The sequence below is a fragment of the Spirosoma sp. genome, from assembly GCF_026391055.1.
Taxonomy (GTDB): Bacteria; Bacteroidota; Bacteroidia; order Cytophagales; family Spirosomataceae; genus Spirosoma.
On sequence record NZ_JAPLET010000007.1, the window covers coordinates 1 to 22,267 of the forward strand.

Here is a 22,267-nt window from a genome sequence, read left to right on the forward strand (position 1 = left end):
TAAGGTCAGGTTTGTTATTCCAGGCTTCTTTCTCACTGTCGGAGACGAACCGGTGGAGGCTGCTTTGGGTGATGCGGGTAGGATCGAGGGCGTTCAGCCAGGTAGGGTTCGAGTAGGAACCGGTCGTCTTGACCACGTTGGTGCTCAGGCGGGCATCGTCCAGCGTGCCCGATGTTAACAGACTGGCATCGGTTGTTACGGCTGTTCCGCTACTGCCCGTAGCTGAAGTGCCGGGAATGGTTTGCTGGAAAGTACTGACGGCTGAATTAACCGTGCTGCCGTAAGGAACCCCCTGGTCATTAAGAAAAAGAGAGGGAGTGTAATAGAGGGTAGCGGCACTTGTAATGCTCACCTCTATCAGGTCATTGGCCGCGCGCACCTGTACATTGGCAAACGGATAGCTGATCGGATTAGAGCCGTCTGCTTCTGTTTTGACAAGATGATCGTTAACCCGGTAAAGTCGAATTCCTGTTGTTTCCGACACCTGAGCCTGTAGGGAGGTGATGCTGGCAAACAGGAACAATAGCAAGAATACGTGTTTCATAATAATGAAATTGAGTTAATTAAATTGTTTGCCACGTTAGCTCTAACGCGGGAGGAATCATGATCAGTCATCGGCACCTGTGCTGCATGCGGCTACCGCAAATAGAGTTGGCTGTGTTTGAGTTAATCAAATCACAACTGAACCTCAGGAAGTAGCTGGGATAAAGCAGAATATGGAGTCAGTAGTCTATACGGAACAGGTAGGTTGAACGGATTGTCTACCAGCAATCACCTCTCGTGCGTATACCTCATGCGGATATATGGACACTATCAAAAACGAAGATCTGCCGTGTTTACAGACAGCTGGCTTGATAACGTACGTTGTCCAGGCTGAGATCTTCGTGAACGTTACGCATTAACAGTGTGCCAGGCAGGTAGGAAGTCTGCACCACGCCAGTCGCGTAGTTGGTCGTTTGTCAGGCTTCCCGAGAGAGAATGAAAGCGAAAATCATACTGGAGACCAGGTGTGCTCGTATAACTCGCTGGGTTTATTTTCTTTAAATTGTTCATAGTCATGAAGTTGGTGTTTAGCGAATACGTGTTGGCCGTTTTTAGCTACAGACATTCACTTGGATAGCATTGTCAATTCATTAGTTTAGTGTTTGTTAACCTGACTGTAGACAGCCTAGCTTCTTCACAATAAATACCTTACTGGAGCAACGTTGCTGTTTGTATTATTCTGACTCTTTTGGAAGACAAATTGCGTCGTTAGTTTTGTTTTCATAAATAACATTTTTTAAACAAAATGTTATTTATATTTATCTTTGACATACAAATAATTTATCGATTTGTTGATTCAAATTTTCGAAATAAACGACATTAGTAGTAGTGCCAACAAGTCGTGAAAAATCGATTATTAAAAGCGAAAGTGAGCCGATAAAAAATGAGTGAAAAGAGTTATTTATTTATCGGTGAATCGAGACAAATATTTCCGTTACTCATCCCTTTCTAGGCATTATAGCTTAAACAAAAATACGTGCCGCTTTTGTGTTGGCAAAAGACTCTTACAGGGTTGACGAAGATTTAACCAGTCGATGAGGATCAATAAATAAATCACGTATATAAAAGTGTTGCCAAATAGGTATATGAATACCTGAATTTCAGGTACAAGTTTGTCGGCACATAGATTGGTTTAGTTTATTAATTTGCTACCGATTAATAAAGAAATCAGTAGATTGTGTGTAAAAAATTTATGCACTAAATAGTAATATTAGGTGATCAGGAGGTTAAGTGTATATTTAGATAAAATCCTGATTTTTAGAAATTTACCATTAATTATAATCAAAATAGTTAATACTTTAGTTGATTCTTTTTTGTAATAAATTTAATGAAATTTTGTCCATTTTAACAAGGTTATAGTTGGTTGTTTTTTTTAATAAAAGGGCTAATCCGGCAGAAATATAAGTAGTAATTACACACCTCTGATTCACCTTAAGAAAATTGGTCTAAAGTTATTAAGCGGTTGGTAAAAACGAGTATAGTTGTAAGTTTATTTCACTGTTGTACGATTTATAACATCTATTTTTGTGAACGATAAACCGAAGGTGATAATAGGGTTATTGGTATCTGCGAATAACCGCTGGTAAAGCCAGCCTATATATGTTGGTTTACATGCCCGAAAGAGGGAAGTTTTTGGTATCCACGCTACAAATTAATAAGGTAAGATGCATGTACTAAATCGTTACAAACTCGGTTACATCAGGTTGTTTGGCTGGCTATACAGTCCATCAATTAATTTCCCATATACAGGTATGCCTTATTATGATAAATTACCATCGTCTACGGGAAAGAGAAAAGGAGATAGGCTGGTAAAGCAGCTTCACCTTCTTTGCATTCTGGTATGTCTGGTAACTGGCCTTTACCCTAAAGCGGCTTATGCTAAATTAAGCCAGTTAACAACGGTCGGGTATCTGGCGGAGGTAACAGCTACCGGTACAAAAAGCGTTACGGTAGTTGACAGGAAAACACCGGTCATCAAAACCAACGGCGATAAAACGTTTACGTACAAGGCTGGTAAGTGCGGAGTTCTTTTTAAAGCATCGGCATTAGCAATCGGGAACGGTTCTGTAAGTAAACCGAAAGCGGTACGCAGCGATGGGAAGCCGTTACATGCAGAGTATTTGGCCGGTGTTACAACGATTATTTGGAGCCTTGCAGATGGCAAAGGCAATGCTCCCTCTCCCGTTACACAAACCATAACCGTACTCGATAGCGAAGCACCGGTTATCAGTACCAATGGTGATAAAGTGCTTCCAAACGACGCTGGTAAGCCGGGAGCCGTTGTCGACCTGTTCGCTTTAGCCACGGATAACTGTTCGGTTGGTCAGCCTATTGGCGTACGTAGTGATGGTAAACCCCTAACGGCCGAGTATCCGGTAGGGACAACAACCGTTACCTGGCATGTCAGCGACATTAATGGAAATGCAGCAGTTCCTGTTACGCAAACTGTTACTGTAACCAATGCAACACCGGTTGTAAGCCTGGTAAAAGCACCCGGAGACCCAGTAAAGATCGGCAATGAAGTGAACCTTACCATTAATTTTAACGATACCAATAGCAGTCAGGCTGTATGGTACTGGGGGGACGAAACATCGTCGGTCGGGCTCATTGAGGGGGGCACCGTACGGGGTACTCATCGGTATACCAAAGCCGGTGTTTACTCCGTCACCTTTGTTCTGACGGATCTGTGCGGTAAATCAGCCCGTCAGGATCATCATTATGTTGTTGTTTACGATGCCAGTACCGACTCCCGCTCCCTGACGTCGCTCGCTGGTACTGAAGAGGCTGTAAAGGCGCCGGTGTCTACCGACGCCTTCGTACTGCGCAACTATCCTAACCCATTCGAGACAAAGACGGCTATCGAGTTTGTTCTGCCACAAGGCGGAGATTACACACTGAACATTCTTGACATGAAGGGCAGTGTACTGCGTTCGCTCCAGACCGGTAAAGCTCAGGCTGGTGCGTTAAATCGCGTAACTTGGGAAGTTAAAGAGTTTCCCAATGGCCTGTATATTGGTCAGTTAACCACACCTCAGGGTGTCAAATCCATTGAATTGCTGGTAAAGTAAGAGACTCTCGTACTAGCTGCAATTAGGTCAGTTAGGTGGTAGCAGGGCTGTTTTAAACCAGTGCCGGGTGATGTCCCGGCAGTCGGCTACCAACTGCCGGAAATTATCGGATTTGATCAGGTAGGAGTTGGCGCCTGCTTTTTGTAATTCCCGAACATCAGCAAGAGATGCAGACGAGCTCATGGCAATAACCGGAATTGAGCGTCTCGATGAAACCAAAAAATAGCTTTGAAGTTGCGAAATGACTCCGGCCCCGTCAACCGAGTCTGGGAAATCTATGTCGAAGAAAATTAACCAGGGCATCTGGTGGCTATTCTGCTCGATGTGGCGTAAGTAGCTTACTAAACCCAGTTGGTCATTGACCACCGCTAGCTGGACATTCGGCACGCTTTCTTCAAGAGCCAGGCAAAGTGAGAGTGCATCGTCGGGATTATCCTCAATGATAAGAATACGGGGATTGAGGCACATATAGTTAGTTAAGAATGGTTGTGGAAGAAAATCTCTATACCTATTCTGACTGGCTGCGAAGACAATCCGCTACTTTTTTTATCGTGGGGCTGTTTTTGTAGCTACAAACAGTACAAAACGGTTGTCATATGTAATCAACCGGTAAGCAGGTCGACGGCCTTGGGGCAGCTACGCCCCACGGGTCGGGAACGGGTTTGCAAAGCGTACCAGATTGTCTGGCAATAGCGTCTGATGTCTTCCAGGGCGACGCCACATCCTCACAAATTACACCACTATCGGCTCAGACAAGTTTCTTCGGGTTTGTCTAAGGACAACTATGGTTCGCTATGGAAAAGCGAAGCTTTATTAACTCGATAGCATGACCAAACGGGATATTGTCGTGATTGGTGCGTCGGCGGGTGGTGTGTATGCGCTTAGAGAACTCGTAGCCGGTTTACCGCACGCTTTACCGGCTACCATTTTTATTGTTCAGCATATAGCCGCGGATGCACCAAGTTATTTACCCCGTATTTTGAATTATGCGGGTAATATCATAGTAATTCAGCCTGTCGATGGAGAACCAATTCAGCGGGGACACATCTATGTTGCCCCGCCAGACCATCATCTGCTCATTGAAAACGAAACGATGCTGGTAAAAAGAGGGCCCAAAGAGAACCGGTTCAGGCCTTCTATTGATGCCTTGTTCCGGTCGGCCGCTTATTGTTACGGTCCGCGCGTAATCGGGGTAGTACTTACGGGGTTGCTCAATGATGGGACGTCCGGCATGTGGACCGTAAAACGGTTAGGAGGGGTCAGCGTCATTCAGGAACCTGAAGAGGCTCTTTATCCCAGTATGCCGGAGAGCGTTCGGGAAAATGTGGTGGTCGATCATAGTGTACCCATTAGTGAGATGGCGGCCCTGTTGACCAAATTAACCCAGGAGACGGTTAATGAGCGGCCAATCCTTGCCCAAAAGGATCAGCTTCGTCTGGAGAAAGAAGTAAAGATTGCGGAAGAGGAAAATACCTTCAATATGTCGATTTTAGAAGAAGGTGACCTTTCGCCCCTGGCTTGCCCTGAATGCCACGGCGTAATGACAAGTATTCAGGAAGGGACCCTCCTACGGTATCGCTGTCATACCGGGCACGGTTATACCGCCAGTTCGTTGCTGAGTGGACTAAAACGATCCATAGAAGAGTCTCTCTGGAATGCCATTCGGGCGTTGGAGGAGACAGTGATGCTCCTGGATAAGGCTGCTCAGGTACTGGAAGAGGGTGGTAACGTAAGGGCCGCTCAGGAATACCGGGCTCAAATCAGCGAGGCTGAGGAGAAAATTCGGCAGTTGCGTCCGCTGGTGTTTGCCGGATAATTTAATCGTTTCGATAGCCCATGACAAATCCTAAAGAAGTGTACCTCGTGGATGATGCCTATGACTACCGGTATCTGGTACAGGGCATCTTTGCCCGACATCTGCCAACCTATCAGCTGCGTTTGTTTGACGGTGGAAACGCCCTGGCCCAGCATGTGCTTCGTACGATGGAGCGGCCGGCCCTGATCATGCTGGACCGGCATATGCCGCACCGCGACGGCTATCAGACCCTGCAAATTATTAAACAGCATCCTTACTGGAACATAGTACCCGTAGTGATGCTCAGCGCCGATGCCTCTCCGGAGGATATCCAGAAAGGCTATCGGCTCGGCGTCAATTCGTTTTTGCAAAAACCAATGGATTTTAACTCACTCAGGAGTCTGATCGAGTCTACCTGTCATTACTGGCTGACCATGAACCAGCCATTCGATTCAAACTTGTCTGCTTAATTCAAGTTACTCGATAATGGCAAAATTATCCGGTTTGAATCTGTAGATACATTGCCTTCTACAACCCATATGGCTGAGATGGCTGCTCCGTTTCAGCAGACCGATATGGATGTGCTGAAACGGAGGCAGGCGTTTCGTCCTGCAAATAAGGCTGCGCATCCCGTAGGCGAAGTTTGTTCTTCTTTTTCCGGCGTTTTGACGGAACCGGGGCGTAGTTGGATGGTTTTGTCAGCCAGGCTAACATCACTGAAGCGAGTAGCAGGCCAAAGAGGCCATAAATCATTGTCATTTTTCTGCAAGATTATCGTTAGTGGATATGATTTTTTCTGGGTTATTTTTCCCTCAGTTAAGTTAAACGACTGAGCCGAGTCTGAAGTGTGTAGGCATGCGCAACCGTTAGGTAACGGTCCGGCACCCCATAAGGCTGTATCAGGGTTGTTGGCTCAGGATGATTTGAATCGAATCCGAGCGGAGTACAAATCCCTGATTCTGCTTCTGAACGGCGTACGATTCATTATTGATACGCAGGCTATCGCCCTTCATTTTCCAGGTGAAGGGCTTATTTTTTGATACCATACCAATTCGAATATGGTTGATTCCTTTGCCGCCTTTGCTGAAGCTATAGATGGGCTTCGAATCCATAAGATGAGTTAGGCTGGCGGTGTCAGCATGCGCGGTTGAGTTGATTGTAGAGGTTGCAGTAAACTGCTTGCTTTCAAAGTCAATCTCCCGAATGCCGCTTTCGCAGCCGGTTAGCAAGCCGAGGCAAACGGCCCACAGGCTTATCAGTCGATAAGTCATAAAACAAATGTGGTTTGTTGGCTGAACGCGTTAAGCAAGCTTTTACTCAAAAAAGTGTGAAACAGCCTGCTTCAGTGAAGGCGTCAGCTGAAGGGTAGATTTTGCCGACTGCCACCAGCCCCGTCCCGGCGGTATTAAGGACTCTACCGGCTCACCAGCTGCCAGTCGCCTGATCATTGGGGCGAGCCGGGTTGGCTCGGGTTTCCCACTGCTAAGGTTGAAGACCCCCGGTTCATGACGGTCTTCCTGGCGGGTGAGCAGGCAATGCCAATCGTACATACCTAACAACGCCCAAACCGTTACAGCCTGTATGTCGGCCCCCGCATCGGTTGCGAGTTGAGCCTGTTGCCAGACTTCGCCCAGCCAGCGCATTTGCTCATCCTCGCAATCGCCCAGATGGGCTTCCGTAACGGCAATTGGCAGGCCGTAGCGCTCCCAGGCTTCAACCAATAAGCTACCAAGACCGGTGCGGTGCTCGGGACAGGCACGTACCATCTCGGTGTCGGCGTAGCGATGGCGCTTGTTGCCACCGTGCGTACGGTCTGGATAAGCGCCCATATTTTCGTCCAGATAGCGCTCGCTGGTAACGTAATGATTCACGCCGATAACGGATGGCGGACAGGCGTTTTCGACCAGAAACCACAAATCGGCCTCGCCCGCTCCCGACCAGCGCAGGTAATCCCATAGGGGGTGGTGCGGAACTACGCGTCCGCAGAGCAGATCCCAGCTTAACCACCGGCGTTCGTTTTCCAGTTCAGCCTGATAGCTGAGCAGCGGGGTGCTGTGGGTCTTGCCCAGATCGTCAGTCTGAATGAGTTGCGCATCGGGCCGCACTTTTCTAATTTCGGCCATCGCCCGGACGGTAGCCCGGCATTCGCGCAGCAGTATATCGACAAATGCCTTGCCCGACTTGCCATGCGGATACCAGTGTCCGTAGAGGCCGCCGAAGCGGGCCGTTGTGAGAGGTTCATTAACGGGTGTGTACGCGTTGATCCACGGGTAGCGTTCGGCTACCTGACGGGCATAATGGGCCAGTCCATGTTCAAATTCGGGTTGATCGTAGGTGGCATAGGCGGGGCCGCAGCCGTGATGCACCAGCCCCGCAATGGGCCGGATACCCAGCTCCCGCAATCGATTCAGCCGTTCGTCGGTCCAGGACCAGTCCAGCTTATCGGGATGTTCGGGGGCAGCCCGTTCCCACAATACCGGGTAGCGCAGGGTGCTAATGCCTAAATCGGCAATTAAGTCCAGGTCACTCAGTCGGTCCTGATGACCACCTCGTTTTACCTGATCCTGATAAACATCGCCCACCCGGTTAACAGTGCATTCGAGGCCTCCCCATAAGTCGGGTTTTTTCTGTTGAGAAACGTATAGATTAGTCCGGTTTCGTTGTCTATTACTCATTGGGTTTGTTGTCGGGCCGGAAGGCGTACTGCTTACCGCCTGCTTATTGGTTAGGCCTGCTCAACACCCGCCCCTTTAGGTATGTCCGCCAATTCGTAACAGGAATGAGGCAACGGTCAAACGGGCTGGTAACTCATACCGGTTTGCTGATACCTAGTTGTATACACAGTGACTTGTGGGCCAGTAAATGCATCGGACTGAGGTAAATAACCACTTGAGGCCGGGGGCCGTTTGCTCATCAATTCGGACAATTATTGGATAGAGACAGTCGCAGAACAGTTCAATAGCCACGAACGAACACGCCAGCCTGACAGGTTATGTAATGTATCTAATGACTTGCTGCCGGCTCAATGAATAGCCAATGAACTATACGATTAACAAGTCCGCCAAGAGTAGTGCCTTACAACCTCAACCGGAAAAGGCACTCGTTAAAAATAGCGTAGCTTCCTACGCCTTTGCCAGTTCGCCCGAGGTTCAGAACCTAGTCTGTTTTTCTCACCTGCGCTGGGATTTTGTTTACCAACGTCCGCAGCACCTGCTCAGCCGTGCCAGCAAGCAGTGGAACGTCTGGTATGTAGAAGAACCTAAATGGGACGATACCCTCCGGCTCGATATCCGGCAGGTCGACGACCGGCTTTGGGTGGTTGTGCCGCATTTGCCGCATGGCATCGACGACGAAACCGCCGTACGGTTGCAGCGTCAACTGGTGAATCAGTTGCTGGAACAGGAGCAGCTTAACGACTTTATTGCCTGGTATTACACACCGATGGCCCTCCGCTTCAGCGGCCACCTGAAACCACGCCTTACCGTATACGACTGCATGGACGAGCTGTCGGCTTTTTCGGGCGCGTCTCCGTTACTGCTCGATCAGGAGGAAAAGCTCATTCGCAAAGCCGATCTGGTTTATACCGGCGGGTACAGCTTATACGAAGCCAAACAAAACCGGCATTCGCAGGTGTTTGCGTTTCCCAGTTGCATTGACGCCCACCATTTCTTGCCCGGCAGGGCCGATATACCGGACCCCGACGATCAGCGCGCCATTGGTGGCCCCCGCATCGGCTTTTGCGGTGTCATTGACGAACGGCTCGACCTGAATCTGCTGGGTCAACTGGCGAAGCGCCGACCCGACTGGCAGTTTGTGCTGCTGGGGCCGGTCGTTAAGATCGACCCGAACAGCTTGCCGCAAGCGTCGAACCTGCACTACCTCGGCATGAAAAACTACCGTGATCTGCCCGCTTATTTTGGTAATTGGCAGGTAGCCATGATGCCCTTCGCCATCAATGAAGCTACCCGGTACATCAGCCCAACCAAAACACCCGAATACCTGGCTGCCGGTCTGCCCGTTGTCTCGACGCCCATCCGCGATGTGGTACGTTCGTATGGCGGCTGGGGGCCGGTGCTCATCGGCGACTCGGCCGCTACCCTCGAAAAGGCCATTGAGTTTGCGCTCAAGGCCGGTCATGATGCCGATTGGAAAGCCATTGATGCCCGGCTGGAAGAACAGTCCTGGGATAATACCTGGCAACAGATGCAGCGACTCATGAATGCACAGCTTCAGGGCGTTTTGGCGGAGCAATAAACCGCCCGAGTTTCTAGGCGAAGTATACAGGCAGTCGGTGCTTATTCTGCTGGCGTTGCTGGTAACAGTCCGGCTGCATCAGGGCGGTATCTGCGTCAATTGCGCCAATAACCAATGGACTGAGGCCGTGAAGTAGCCCGAAGATCAACGAGTGGTGTTACCCGGTTCTGACCGCATGAAGTCGGGTTTTACAACCTGCCCGATCCATATTCTGTAGGTTTTGAGAAACCTACTTGAGTCAGATTCTCAAATATGGCTTCACAACTTTCCCCGGAGTCTTACTGGCCGAAGATTCTATACGCATGCAAAACCGCAGCTCAATCTGTCGACTGAACTGCGGTTTTGCATGCGTCTGCGGAGACAGGATTACTTGCTGGCGATCTCTTTTAAGCTTTTTACGCCCATATTCCAGAGAATGAAGGAGTAAATATCGGCCGTTGTTTCGATGTTCTTCTTCGTGTTGCTGGCTCCGTGCCCCGAGTTCGTGTCGATTCGAATCAATACCGGATTCGGCCCTTTGTATGTTGCCTGCAAGGTTGCTGCGTACTTGAACGAGTGAGCCGGTACCACCCGGTCGTCATGATCGGCGGTGGTGATGAGCGTAGCGGGATACTTGATACCGAGTTTGATATTGTGTAGGGGCGAGTAGGCATACAGCGCCTTGAACTCCTCCGCATTGTCGCTGCTGCCGTAATCGGCAATCCAGTTCCAGCCGATGGTGAACTTATGGAACCGCAGCATGTCCATTACACCCACCTGCGGAATAGCCACCTGGAACAGGTCGGGCCGCTGGTTCATCACGGCTCCCACCAGCAAGCCCCCGTTCGATCCACCCTGAATGGCCAGTTTGGCCGGGCTGGTGTACCGCTGGGCAATCAGGTATTCGGCTGCAGCAATGAAATCATCGAAAACGTTCTGTTTTTTGAGCTTCATTCCCTGCTCGTGCCACTTCTCGCCGTATTCGCTGCCGCCCCGTAAGTTGGCTTGTGCATACACACCACCCTGCTCCAGAAACGGAATCCGGAACGGACTAAATGACGGCGGTAAGCTAACATTGAAACCACCATAACCGTACAGAAGCGTTGGGTTGGTGCCATCCAGTTTCAGTCCCTTCCGGTACGTCAGGAACATGGGAACTTTTGTGCCGTCTTTACTGGTGTAAAAGACCTGTTTGGTTTCGTAATCGGTCGGCTTGAAATCGACTTCAGGGGCGCGGAACACAGTACTTTTCCGACTGGCGATATCATAGCGGTAGATGGTAGGCGGGAACGTGAAGGACGTAAACGAATAGAAAACGAATTTGTCGTCTTTTTCGCCCCCAAACCCGCTCGATGAGCCAATGCCGGGTAGCTGAACCTCCGTCTCATACTTGCCGCTATAGTTGTATACGACTACTTTAGAGGTCACGTCTTTTGCGTATTCTACGAATAATTTGCCACCGGCCGCGCTAACACTGTTCTCGGCAATAGGCTCGGGTTTTTCGGGGATGATCGTCGAAAACGATCGCTTTTTGGTGTCGAAGGCAATGACTTTGCTGTTCGGTGCCTTTTCGTTGGTCAGGATCAGCAGGCGGTCTCCGTCGTTGTCGACAACGCCGTAGCTGAAATCCGTAACCTCGGCTACCACGGGAGCGAACGTCTTCACCGTCGATTGAGCATCGAGAAAAAATAGCGAATTACCATCTTTCCCGTTGCCGCGATCGCTGACAGACAGCAGCGCGAACCGCTCATCGTCGGTTGTGCTGACAATGTGAAACCGCTGCGGGTTTTTGGCGTCTTCGTACACCAGCCGGTCGGCCGATTGCGGGCTGTTTAGCTTATGGAAATAAACCTGATGGTTCTCATTTTTAGCGGCCAGTGCGCTGCCTTCGGGCTTCGGGTAGCGGCTGTAGTAAAAGCCATCACCCTGCCAGGCGGCCCCGGAAACCTTCACCCACTCGATTTTATCGGGCAGATACGTCTTGGTCGCCAGTTCCATCACCTGATACTCCTGCCAGTCAGAACCGCCTTTCGACAACCCAACGACGGCGTATTTGCCATCTTTGGAAAGCGAAAAAGCGCCTAGCCGGGTGGTGCCATCGGCCGAAAGTTTGTTGGGATCAATTACAAGTTCCGGGTTGGCGTCGAGGCCCTTTTGCCGATAAAGTACGGCCTGATTTTGTAAGCCGTCATTTTTTGAGAAGTAAAACCAGTCGCCCTTACGATTTGGGGCCGAGTATTTCGGGTAATTGTATACTTGCTCAAGCCGATCCTGAAATTGCTTGCGGTACGGAATCTGCGAGAGATAGTCGAACGTAACCTGATTTTCGGCTTTGACCCAGGCGGCTGTTTCGGCCGAGCGGTCATCTTCGAGCCAGCGGTAAGGGTCCGCGACCGTTGTTGAATGATAGGTGTCGACCTGATCCGTTTTTTTGGCGACCGGGTACGGAAGCGGGCCGGTGGTCTGGGCTAGAATGACAGACGAACTCAACATAGGAAGTAATCGAATGAGATGAAGGTAACGCATAATCCGGGCGTTTTTTATAGACAGTTAAGGGAATCTACGCGAATTACGGGGCTGGCAACGAAAAACCAAATAAGCCTGTTCGAATAGGTTCACGCACTGTTAGGAACATCAATTATTTATTTACATTTAGTGCCGGGTGAAATCTGAAATCGCCGGATAAGTGGCTTATTCATACGTAATTGTTGTCATGTTTGTTGCTTGCTAACGATGCGAACTCTGCTCTGCATTTGTGTCTACTTCGTCATCTGTATCCATCTGCATCAGACTGGATGGGCGCAGGCAGCGAGGCCGGGTGCCGCTCCCACGTTTCGGGTCGATCACATTAGCGTGCGCGACGGCCTGACCCAGGGATCGGTCTATTACATGCTGAAAGATAGCCGGGGCTTTCTGTGGTTCGGTACGCAGGACGGGCTCAATCGCTACGACGGGCACCATTTTCGAACGTACCGGCCCGCCCTTGGGAAAGCTGGCAGTGTGCTGCCGGGCTCCATTCGGGGTATCAATATCTTCGGTATAGTAGAGGACCCCGACGGTAATCTGTGGATAGGTACCGAAGAGGGCCTTAATCGCTACGACCGGCAGCGCGACCGGTTCGACTGCTTTTTTGCCAACCGATCGGCCACCAGTCAGAGACGGCTGGCCAGTCGCATCCTTCCCTTCTTTGTTGATACCGATGAACTGCTCTACCTGAGTGATGCAGAAGGGCTGGTGCGGTATCATTACCGTACGCAGCGTAAGACCATTCTGGCATCGGACCTGCATCCAACAAAAGAATACGATCTCCAGAGTTCGACCGTTCGAACACCTGCGGGCGATGTCTGGCTGCATGCACCAATGGGTTTGATGCGGTATAACCTGCGAAGCCGGACACTCTCCCGGTATTTCAGCGATCATGCCGACAATCAGTTTGGTGCGACTCTGCCCGTCTTTTCATTCTTTGTTGATACGGATGATATTGTCTGGATTGGTACCGGCAACGGGCTGATTCGCTTCGACCATCATCGGAAAACGGCCCAAACCTACGCCATCGCCGGTACTCGGCCCATTAGTGAAATCTATAGCATTGCCCCCGATCAGCGCAGCCGGCTCTGGTTAGGCACCCAGCGAGATGGGGTTCTGTACTTCGACAAGCGATCCCGGTTGTTCGGGCAGATAAATCGGTTCACCCAGACTAGCCGCCAGTTGAGTGAGCTGAAAATCAGTAAAGTGTACGTCGATCGGCAGGGTATAGTCTGGGCCAATATGGACCCCGATGGACTGGCCCGCATTATACCCGATGCCTTTCTGTTTGGCGGGCTTATTAAGGCCGTCTCTTACGATCCACTGCTGGCCAATCAGAAACTGAGCAGCTATACCGTTCGAGGGTTTATGGAAGAACAGTTCGATCGTTTATGGGTGCTTACCGAAAACGGTATTGATGTGTTTAATCCCCTTACAAACCGGATAGTAGAGCGTTTTCTGACGCGTAAACCGTCGGACGCTGGCCTGATAAACCCGAAAGTCAGATGCCTCTATCGAGACCCAAAGCGGCAGATTTGGGTGGGAATTCAGGGGGGCGTATTGATATACAGTCCGGCGGCTAAAGTATTTGAGTCAATTCGTTTTGAGTCGTCCATTCCCGACCAAGTTCCGGACGACTACGTCCGGAACTTGGTCAGTATTTCGGATACCATGCTGATTGCCGCCACCGAAAGTGGTTTGTACGCCTTGGATACCCAACGGCGGTTATGGTCGAAAGTGCCGACTCTGGCCAATCAGAACGTATTTAGTCTTTTCTATAATCCATCGACCCGGCAATTGTGGATCGGGACTTTCCTGAATGGGTATTACTGCTATCAGTTAACCGCAGGGCGGAATCCATGGCGGTTTATCCGGTCCGGTCTAAAAGGCTACACCATATTGAACATCAGGCCCGACGATCGCCAGCCGACTCTTTGGCTCTCCAGCGACCGGGGGCTGATCAATTTGCCGGATAAAAGCAATCGCTTTCAATTATACACGGAGCGGCAGGGGCTGGCCAATTCATTTGTGTACGGAACCTTATCCGATGCGGACAACAACATCTGGATGAGTACAAACCGGGGCGTCTCGCGCTTGAATCCCGCTACGAAAATGATTAAAAATTTTATGCCGGGTGATGGGCTTCAGGGGTACGAATTCAATGGGAATGCTTTTCTGAAAACGGCTTCTGGCGAGCTATATTTCGGTGGGGTAAGCGGCTTCAACCGATGCCTGCCGGATGCGTTTCGGCCAAGTTCCTACAGCCCTTATGTGTATGTCAACTCGCTGAACATCAACGAGGAGCCCTTTGAGTCTGATACATACGTTGGTGAAGATAAACGCATTCGGGTCAGGCATACGCAAAACACCCTGTCGCTGGAGTTTGCGGCTTTGGACTATACCAGCAACGGGCACAACAGCTATCAATACCAGCTTTCCAACTACGATGACCACTGGGTGATGGCCGGAGAGCGAAATTATGTCCGGTATGCCAATCTACCTCCCGGTAACTATATATTTAAGGTAAGAGCCGCCAATCAGGATGGGCACTGGAGCGCACATACACGCACACTGGCTATATATATTGAACCGCCTTTCTGGCGGAAAGTCCCCTTTATCATGCTGGTGCTGCTGATTTTGGCGGCCCTGGTTTGGGTATGGATACTCCACCGCGAAAATGCCATTCGTACCCAGCAGGCCGACCGGGTGCGGTTAGCTTACGATATTCAGGAACAGGTAAAAAAAGACATTGCCCGGGATATACACGACGAAATAGGAACCCGGCTGGCAACCATCAAACTCTACATAACTCAGCTTACGCAACTTGCCGGTGCAACGCCGGGTATTATTCCACTCAGAGCAACCATATTTCAGTTGATCAACGATACTATCGGCGATGTACGCAATATGCTGCGCAAGTTAAACCCCCAAACCCTGGAACGACATGGATACATAGCGGCTGTGGATGAGTTGTTTGCCCGGATTACAGCCAGCGGAATTGTACAGGCCCAGTATTTGCTGAATGGAATTACAGAGCAGGAGAACCGGCTTCTGGCCGAGGTGGAGGTAATGCTGTATCGAATTACGCAGGAACTGGTCAGTAACTCCCTCAAGCACGCCAACGCAACAATGATTAATCTAACCATAACTCAGATGCCCGACCAGATCGTGCTGGTATATCAGGACAACGGGCGTGGGTTTAATTACGACCAAACGCAGAAAAAAGCGTCGGGTCTGGGAATTGGAAATATTGAATCCCGGGTGGGTATTCTGGGCGGTCGCATTGCCTGGAAAAGTCAGGCCGGCCAAGGGGTACAGGCCATTATAGACGTGCCTATAAGTCCGCTGGCGAAGCATTCTGTGCCTGCACCGCAATCGAACCTGCCCCTTTCGGATTAGCGGGTGGTGTACTCAATGCGGGAAGTGATCCGCGGAATGAGTCCCTGCGCGTCATTTTTCAGCAGCATCTCAAACAGCAGAACCGTAGCCGCTGCGTCGCCCTGCGCCCGGTGGCGGCCATTGAGCGGGATTTCGAGGGAGCGACAGAGTTTTCCCAGACTATAGGATGGATAACCCGGCAGCAGCTTCCGGCTGGTACGAACCGTACACAGTGTTCGTCGCAGAAAGTCATGCCCCAGCCAGTTTAACTCCTTCTGGATAAAACTAAAGTCGAAACCAACATTATGCGCCACGAAAATGGCGTCTTGGGTAATGTTAAGCACATCCCCGGCTACGTCCGCGAAGGTTGGAGCGTCCTGCACCATTTCATCAGAAATACCCGTCAGATGCCGGATAAACGGCGGAATCGGGCAGCCGGGGTTAAGCAGTGAGTGGAACGAATCAACTACCTGCTGCCCGTCGTGGCGGAAGATGGCAATTTCGGTAAGGCGAGTAGGGCCTTTCACGCCCCCAGTCGTTTCTACGTCAACGATACAATACACAAAAGAAAAGTTTACGGAATACGTTCACTTCCTCGACTAAAGCAGGCTTGCTGGTCAGTGAGTTGACCAAAACCGTAAATTTTAGCCGGATATCGTAAACGATGAACCGAATACCCTATAAAGGTAAGGTTTTACCGCGAAGCCTGCAACGACCGGTTATGAATCGGCTGTTTCTCCGGCCCCGGCCGAACCACAACACCCTCCCGGATAAGCCGTAATGTATACTCTAAAATATAGTCGCGATTCACCATCAGGTCGTCAAAACTACGGGTGACGATGAAATCGGGTTCGACGGTAAAGCCGTTGGCCCGCTCGGTGTCAACGGCGTGTGTAAGCTTTTTGAGCGGAATCCGCACCTGAAGCCGGGAGTTGGGTAGGGTAACGGTTTTAAAGTGACCGGCAAAGTCGCCCCAGTAGGCACTACCACTCGCTTCGCCAACGAAAGTGCCCATGCCGGCATCGAGGGTTTTGGCCAGCACCGTTGTCGTCGCCGAGAACGACGCGCCGTTTTGCATGAAGTAAATATTTCCTCGAAACGCATCCCGGTGCCGTGGGCGGTATCGGCGGTTGCCGGATCGGCTGGCAAATCCGCCGGATTTATCGGTTCGGTATTGCAGACTGAAATTGAGTGCCGAGAAAGGGTTCCAACGGGTAACCAGTTCGGCGCGGGCGGCCTGTTTCATCTCTTCGTGGTCCATAATCCGGAACGGTTTCGGCATCCAATACCGAAGTAGCCGGGCCGAATTCACCACAATGCCACCCCCATTGCCCTGCATATCAACGATTAAATTCTGAACATTCTGCTCGCGCAGTGTTTTGAACGCCCGTTTCAGCCGCCGGTTATACGCCCATTGAAACGGGTCCTTCTTTTTAAGTCCCATAAATGACGAGACCCGCAAGACCGCCGTTCGGGTCAGCGTATCGACAATTCGAACGGATAGGTTAGGACGATGATCAAGCTCTGCCCCGTACCGACGCTGTATAGTAGACCTAAAATTGGCCAGGCTCAAACAACGAACCCGCGTTTGCCGAACAAGCGTGTCGCCGGTGAGCCGGTAGGCGATTTTAACCGAATCGGCCGAGCCAAACCAGGCTGCGTAATAATCGGCAAACTGGACCATGCTCCATTGCCGCCGTCCGGTCAGGTTGTCGCCATCGGAGCCGGAGTGGTCGGTATTCATTAATTCGCGGTGAACGTCGGCCACTGGTTTCCCATTGATGGATAGCAATTCGGTGCCGCGTTGCAGGCTGCTATCGGCCGATACGTTGTGACTTATATAGTACTGTGAATCGACCAGCCGGATGTAGAACGGGATAAAGCGGGTAGACTTGCCGATGTAGTTTTTTCGGTGATTCAGGTTGGTATGGCCGTCTTTGAGGGCGGCTACCAGTGGACTGACATGGTGGAAAAACGCCATATAGTCGTAGGGTGCCGTAAGTCGGTTGTATAACGAATCATACAACTGCTCCATCCGGGGCTGTGGCGTGTAGTAGCCCATGCCGGGATGGAGCAGATCGAGCTTGCGCTTTAAATAACTGAGGTCGGTACGAGCCTGTGCTGGCGTGAGCACCTGAGCTGATAGAATCTGATAACTTATGCCGACAAATAAGCCTATCAATGTAACTGTTTTACTAATCTTCATCGTTTCACGTTACGGTAGTAAGAAATCCTATAGAATTTCTTGGTATTCATTCCGTGAAGATAAAATTTAGCGTAACTAAAATCAATAGGAATTGTTTAGTACCTCATTAAAATTTTGTTTTCGGTAGGCTTTGCCATCTCAATCAGTCATCTTTCCGATGCGGAATAACCGTCCAGTGCTTCACTCCCGGCCTATTTTCGGCAATAATAGCGGCTGCTACTTCTTCCAGATTTTCTTCGTTGGTTGTAAAAAACAGACTTTCAGTCTGATCGCTGCCCTGAGTTGTACGCACTTCATAATATTCGTTATGGTGCTCGATGGTATGTTTTTCGACAAGCTGGTATTGTGCCATGGTAGAGAAGAGTAGTTAGGTAACGATAACTCGGAAGATGGATAGATGGTTATCCAAGCAATGTAATCAATACGGCTCCTCCCACCATAATTCCCGCACCGATGAGTTTTCGCAGAATTCCCTGTTCGTTAAAAAACTGATATCCGAACAACACACTGATCAGCGCCGATATCTGGAACAAAGCCAGTGCATAACCAACAGGCATACTGGCCAGCGCTACGTTACTCACCAACTGCGAAATGCCAGCGGTTGCACACAGAGCCAAGTAAGTCGTTTTGTGTGAGAAAACCAACTTCGCCTGCGACCACCACCTGGCCCGCATCGTGAGGGCAATCCATACAAACGAGAACCCAAAGCCAAACAGGCACCAGTAAAAGAACGCAATAGTTGGTGTTGAGAGCAGAATGGATTTTTTGAGAAATGTGCCGTCGATAGCCGAAAACACCAGGGCTGCCAGCCGCAGTTTAATTTCCGGCCTTTTCCAGAGGGGTACATAGTCTGCCTGCATCGGCAAGTTTCGCGATTGTCGATCCGTTAGCACGACGTAACTACCGGCAATGATCAACAGAATGCCGACCAGTCCCCACCAGCCCGGAATTTCGTGCAGTAGAAAAATGCTGAACACCATGCCAACTACGGCTTTGTAGGCATTGATTGGCCCCAATACCGACAAATCGCCCAGCCCTATCGCCCGGACCAGAAAGACGTTTCCGAACATGGCAAATAAACTGGTCACCACCATCGTCTGCCAAAACGCCGTCGACAGACCGGCGAACTGAAGTTGCGTCCAGGCAACCAGGCAAGCGATTGTTAGCCCTCCGTACGTTGCCGACATAATAAACAACGGGTCGACTAGCCGTTGCGTCAGCTGTTTCTGGAAGACATTCTGAAGCGGATTGACCACAATGCGCGTCAGAACGGCCAGAGATGTAACGGTAGCAAGGGTCAGGATCATAGCGAATTGCCTAAAAGTCCGTTATAAAACGGATAAATCAAGAAGTAAAAACCTTTTTTCGTTCATCACTTTCCTGATTCACAAACGTTTTGTACCTTTGCGGTCTTATTTTTGAGGAGGAGATACGAGGTGAACCCATTACGCGCATACGACATACACATTGTCGGCCTTGACAACAAACGGCATGAGTACGATTTCACATCGGACACTTCGTTTTTTGCTGCGCTTGAGCAGGAGTTGATCAAAGCAGGCAACGTTCAGACGCATCTGGTGCTGGAAAAGTCAGAAACCATGATCCGGCTGGATTTTCACATCGTAGGTACCGTCGAACAAACGTGTGACCGTAGCCTCGATGAATATGATGAACCGGTCGACACCCGGCAGACAATGCTGCTGAAGTTTGGCGACCACAACGAAGAGCTGAGTGACGAGATTGAACTCATTGAGCGCAATACGTCAACTATTAATGTAGCCCGCTACATTTTTGAGTTCATAAGTCTGTCGTTGCCTATGAAGCGTCTTCACCCCCGGTTTCGGGATGAAGACGATCAGGACAGCGATGAGCAAAATGGCAAGCTCATTTATAGTTCTGATACCGCAACGAGTAATGACGATGCAGACGACCAGAAGGATGTAGATCCTCGCTGGGCCGCTCTGCGAAAACTGAGTGATAATTAAACGGATAGGGCCTGTAGGCGCTGACCGAAAACTGATAACTGACAACTGTAAACTGATATGGCACACCCCAAACGACGCCACTCCAGCACCCGGCGCGACAAGCGCAGAACGCATTACAAGGCTACGCCTGTAGCGCTTTCAACCGACGCCCAAACCGGCGAAGTTCACGAGCGGCATCATGCCCACGTTTTTGAAGGCAATCTGTTCTACAAAGGACAAATGATCATCGAGAATTACGCGAAAACGGCTTAAATCTCGCCCATTTTTGAAAAGTATTTCGCTGACGTCTTTCCCAAGATGAACGTGAAATACTTTTTTATTGCCTGTCACCTCCCTATTTTTACGCGTATTTAGTAAAAAAAACCAGTTTGACTGGGGGAATTGAACAAACGGAGTCAATGAAAATTGCAGTGGACGCAATGGGTGGCGATTTCGCTCCCGACGCTATTATAGAGGGAGTCTTGATGGCCGCTGCTGAATTGCCGGAAAATGTAGCCATTGTGCTGATTGGCAAGCAGGCTATAATGCAGGAGTTAATCAAGAAATATAACACTGAGGCCGTTGCCAGTATTGAATTGGTAAACGCCGATGATGTTATTGATATGAGTGAGCATCCAACCAAGGCGCTCTCGCAGAAACCCAATTCCAGTATCGGGGTTGGGTTTAAACTTTTGAAAGAAGGTAAAGTTCAGGCGTTTTGCAGCGCCGGTAATACGGGCGCCATGCACGTGGGCGCCTTGTTTAGCATAAAAGCTATTGAAGGCATACTCCGGCCATGTATTGCGGGATTCGTTCCGCAATTGACCGGCGGCTATGCCGTTATGCTCGACATTGGGGCCAACGCCGATTGTAAACCCGAAATGCTTGCTCAATTCGGCCATATTGGGTCTATCTACGCCCAGTCGACATTTAACATCGCCAAACCGCGCGTAGCACTCATGAACATTGGTTCTGAGGAGCAGAAAGGCTCTTTGGTAGCGCAGGCGGCCCATCAGCTTCTGAAAGAAAATCACCGGATTAATTTTATCGGTAATATTGAAGGCGGAGATTTCTTCGGCGGACATGCCGATGTGATAATTACCGACGGTTTTACCGGAAACACGATGTTCAAGCTGGGCGAGTCGTTCTACAAAGTAGCCGCACAACGTGGCATCAGCGACGAGTTTTTAGATAAAACCAACTATGAATCGGTTGGTGGAAGTCCAATTCTGGGGGTTAATGGCAACGTGATTATTGCTCATGGTATCTCATCTCCATTAGCAATTAAAAACATGATTAGTCTGGCTATCCGGCAGGTTGAGTCCGATGCTTACACGAAAATTGCACAGGCACTCAGCTAACTTTGGCAGGCTTCGGTGTATAGCCAGCGGGGTTCCCGGCTGCTTTATTACGAACTGACCACAGATACTGTTTATTGATAATTGTACTATCTCCTATGAGTAAAGCTGCCATAACTGGAATCCACGGCTACGTTCCAGACTACATACTGACCAATGCCGAATTGGAGCGTATGGTAGATACAAATGATGAGTGGATTACCAGCCGAACGGGTATTAAAGAACGGCATATTCTGAAAGGCGAAGGCATGGGGTCGTCGCATATGGGGGCAAAAGCTGTGGCAGGTTTGCTCGAAAAGCTGGCTATCAAACCCGAAGAGGTCGATCTGCTGATCTGTGCGACAACTACGCCCGATTATCTGTTTCCGTGTACGGCAAATCTTATCTGCGACATGGTTGGCATTCGAAACGTGGGCAGCTTCGATATTCAGGCCGCCTGCTCCGGCTTCTTGTATGCCCTCACGGTAGGCTCTCAGTTTATAGAAACCGGGAAATATAAGAAGGTAATCGTTGTTGGCGCCGATAAAATGTCGGCCATCACGGATTATACCGATCGGACAACCTGCGTACTTTTCGGCGATGGTGCCGGGGCTGTTATGCTCGAACCCAACGCCGATGGCTTTGGTATTCTGGATACCCTGATCAAGTCAGACGGTGTGGGTCAAAATCATTTGTTTCAGAAAGCTGGTGGTAGCCGCTACCCGCCCACGCACGAGACCGTCGAAAAACGCCTGCACTACGTGTATCAGGATGGGCCGTCGGTCTTTAAATTTGCCGTGAAAAACATGGCCGATGTGTCCGCCGAAATTATGGAGCGTAACCACCTGTCAGGCAATGATGTAGCCTGGCTGGTACCGCACCAGGCAAACAAACGCATTATCGACGCCACCGCGCATCGAATGGGTATTCAGTCTGATAAGGTGATGATGAATATCCATAAATACGGCAATACGACAGCCGCTACCATTCCGCTCTGCCTGTTCGATTACGAGTCGCAGTTAAATAAAGGCGATAATCTGGTACTGGCAGCGTTTGGCGGGGGCTTCACCTGGGGAGCCGCCTACGTAAAATGGGCGTATTAAACTTAAATGAATAATGAACCGCACGGGCTGCCCCGACTGAGTAGTGCTTACGACTAATACACAAGTAGTGAAGCCACTCGTACTCTCTTATTATTCATTATCTATTAATCATTA

21 protein-coding genes are annotated in these 22,267 nt (G+C 50.0%); 10 read left to right on the forward strand and 11 right to left on the reverse strand.

The features are described 5' to 3' along the window. Window positions 1-544, reverse strand: a 544-nt coding sequence (locus NT073_RS00635; RefSeq protein WP_297367180.1) for a hypothetical protein, incomplete at its 3' end; no start/stop codon positions are given. A 347-nt stretch (window positions 545-891) separates the two neighbouring features. After that, entirely contained in the window at window positions 892-1,053 is a 162-nt protein-coding gene (locus NT073_RS00640; RefSeq protein ID WP_297367183.1) for a hypothetical protein, read from the reverse strand. Window positions 1,054-2,294: 1,241 nt separating this feature from the next. On the opposite strand from NT073_RS00640, the gene NT073_RS00645 reads away from it, so the two are divergent. Further along, complete coding sequence (locus NT073_RS00645) at window positions 2,295-3,611, forward strand: T9SS type A sorting domain-containing protein (protein ID WP_297367186.1); 1,317 nt, start codon at window positions 2,295-2,297, stop codon at window positions 3,609-3,611. 27 nt (window positions 3,612-3,638) lie between these two features. Here NT073_RS00645 and NT073_RS00650 read toward each other — a convergent pair whose 3' ends face one another. Further along, window positions 3,639-4,079 (reverse strand): response regulator, encoded by a 441-nt coding sequence (locus tag NT073_RS00650; protein ID WP_297367189.1) that lies wholly within the window; start codon window positions 4,077-4,079, stop codon window positions 3,639-3,641. A gap of 358 nt (window positions 4,080-4,437) precedes the next feature. Between NT073_RS00650 and NT073_RS00655 the strand changes: the two genes are divergently transcribed. Then, window positions 4,438-5,427 carry a chemotaxis protein CheB gene (locus NT073_RS00655; RefSeq protein ID WP_297367192.1) on the forward strand — a complete coding sequence of 330 codons (990 nt, stop codon included), beginning with the start codon at window positions 4,438-4,440 and terminating at the stop codon, window positions 5,425-5,427. Between the two features lie 20 nt (window positions 5,428-5,447). Continuing rightward, a complete protein-coding gene (locus NT073_RS00660) occupies window positions 5,448-5,876 on the forward strand; it encodes a response regulator (protein WP_297367195.1) in 429 nt (142 codons plus the stop codon). A 58-nt stretch (window positions 5,877-5,934) separates the two neighbouring features. Here the strand turns inward: NT073_RS00660 and NT073_RS00665 are convergent, their stop codons facing one another. The 3 genes from NT073_RS00665 to NT073_RS00675 all read right to left on the reverse strand — a co-directional run bounded on the left by NT073_RS00665 (window position 5,935) and on the right by NT073_RS00675 (window position 8,081). After that, on the reverse strand, window positions 5,935-6,165 hold the full coding sequence (locus NT073_RS00665; protein WP_297367198.1) for a hypothetical protein: 231 nt from the start codon (window positions 6,163-6,165) through the stop codon (window positions 5,935-5,937). 140 nt (window positions 6,166-6,305) lie between these two features. Beyond that, entirely contained in the window at window positions 6,306-6,677 is a 372-nt protein-coding gene (locus NT073_RS00670; RefSeq protein ID WP_297367201.1) for a hypothetical protein, read from the reverse strand. A 42-nt stretch (window positions 6,678-6,719) separates the two neighbouring features. Continuing rightward, the gene (locus tag NT073_RS00675; protein ID WP_297367204.1) at window positions 6,720-8,081 is read right to left on the reverse strand and encodes a family 1 glycosylhydrolase; all 1,362 of its coding nucleotides are present in this window, start codon (window positions 8,079-8,081) and stop codon (window positions 6,720-6,722) included. 361 nt (window positions 8,082-8,442) lie between these two features. On the opposite strand from NT073_RS00675, the gene NT073_RS00680 reads away from it, so the two are divergent. Further along, window positions 8,443-9,660, forward strand: a complete 1,218-nt coding sequence (locus tag NT073_RS00680) for a glycosyltransferase family 1 protein (protein WP_297367207.1) — start codon at window positions 8,443-8,445, stop codon at window positions 9,658-9,660. Then, window positions 9,626-9,796 carry a hypothetical protein gene (locus NT073_RS00685; protein ID WP_297367210.1) on the forward strand — a complete coding sequence of 57 codons (171 nt, stop codon included), beginning with the start codon at window positions 9,626-9,628 and terminating at the stop codon, window positions 9,794-9,796. Before NT073_RS00680 ends, NT073_RS00685 begins: the two co-directional genes overlap by 35 nt. Before the next feature lie 230 nt (window positions 9,797-10,026). On the opposite strand, the gene NT073_RS00690 is transcribed toward NT073_RS00685, so the two are convergent. After that, window positions 10,027-12,165 (reverse strand): prolyl oligopeptidase family serine peptidase, encoded by a 2,139-nt coding sequence (locus NT073_RS00690; protein ID WP_297367213.1) that lies wholly within the window; start codon window positions 12,163-12,165, stop codon window positions 10,027-10,029. Window positions 12,166-12,372: 207 nt separating this feature from the next. On the opposite strand from NT073_RS00690, the gene NT073_RS00695 reads away from it, so the two are divergent. Further along, window positions 12,373-15,564: a sensor histidine kinase gene (locus tag NT073_RS00695; RefSeq protein ID WP_297367215.1), complete on the forward strand. Its 3,192-nt coding sequence runs from the start codon at window positions 12,373-12,375 to the stop codon at window positions 15,562-15,564. Here NT073_RS00695 and NT073_RS00700 read toward each other — a convergent pair. The 4 genes from NT073_RS00700 to NT073_RS00715 all read right to left on the reverse strand — a co-directional run bounded on the left by NT073_RS00700 (window position 15,561) and on the right by NT073_RS00715 (window position 19,056). Further along, a complete protein-coding gene (locus NT073_RS00700) occupies window positions 15,561-16,106 on the reverse strand; it encodes a 3'-5' exonuclease (RefSeq protein WP_297367218.1) in 546 nt (181 codons plus the stop codon). The two genes, NT073_RS00695 and NT073_RS00700, sit on opposite strands and share 4 nt — an antisense overlap. 131 nt (window positions 16,107-16,237) lie before the next feature. Further along, window positions 16,238-17,749 carry a S41 family peptidase gene (locus NT073_RS00705; RefSeq protein WP_297367222.1) on the reverse strand — a complete coding sequence of 504 codons (1,512 nt, stop codon included), beginning with the start codon at window positions 17,747-17,749 and terminating at the stop codon, window positions 16,238-16,240. Between the two features lie 142 nt (window positions 17,750-17,891). Then, window positions 17,892-18,101, reverse strand: coding sequence for a hypothetical protein (locus tag NT073_RS00710; protein WP_012929725.1), 210 nt, complete (start codon window positions 18,099-18,101; stop codon window positions 17,892-17,894). A gap of 49 nt (window positions 18,102-18,150) precedes the next feature. Then, complete coding sequence (locus NT073_RS00715; protein WP_297367228.1) at window positions 18,151-19,056, reverse strand: DMT family transporter; 906 nt, start codon at window positions 19,054-19,056, stop codon at window positions 18,151-18,153. Between the two features lie 129 nt (window positions 19,057-19,185). On the opposite strand from NT073_RS00715, the gene NT073_RS00720 reads away from it, so the two are divergent. From NT073_RS00720 to NT073_RS00735, 4 genes are all read left to right on the forward strand, one after another. Then, entirely contained in the window at window positions 19,186-19,734 is a 549-nt protein-coding gene (locus tag NT073_RS00720) for a DUF177 domain-containing protein (RefSeq protein ID WP_297367231.1), read from the forward strand. A gap of 57 nt (window positions 19,735-19,791) precedes the next feature. Continuing rightward, window positions 19,792-19,986 carry a 50S ribosomal protein L32 gene (rpmF, locus tag NT073_RS00725; protein ID WP_012929722.1) on the forward strand — a complete coding sequence of 65 codons (195 nt, stop codon included), beginning with the start codon at window positions 19,792-19,794 and terminating at the stop codon, window positions 19,984-19,986. Between the two features lie 146 nt (window positions 19,987-20,132). Next, complete coding sequence (gene plsX / locus NT073_RS00730; RefSeq protein WP_297367236.1) at window positions 20,133-21,074, forward strand: phosphate acyltransferase PlsX; 942 nt, start codon at window positions 20,133-20,135, stop codon at window positions 21,072-21,074. Between the two features lie 95 nt (window positions 21,075-21,169). Then, entirely contained in the window at window positions 21,170-22,153 is a 984-nt protein-coding gene (locus tag NT073_RS00735) for a beta-ketoacyl-ACP synthase III (RefSeq protein WP_297367239.1), read from the forward strand. Window positions 22,154-22,267 lie beyond the last annotated feature (114 nt).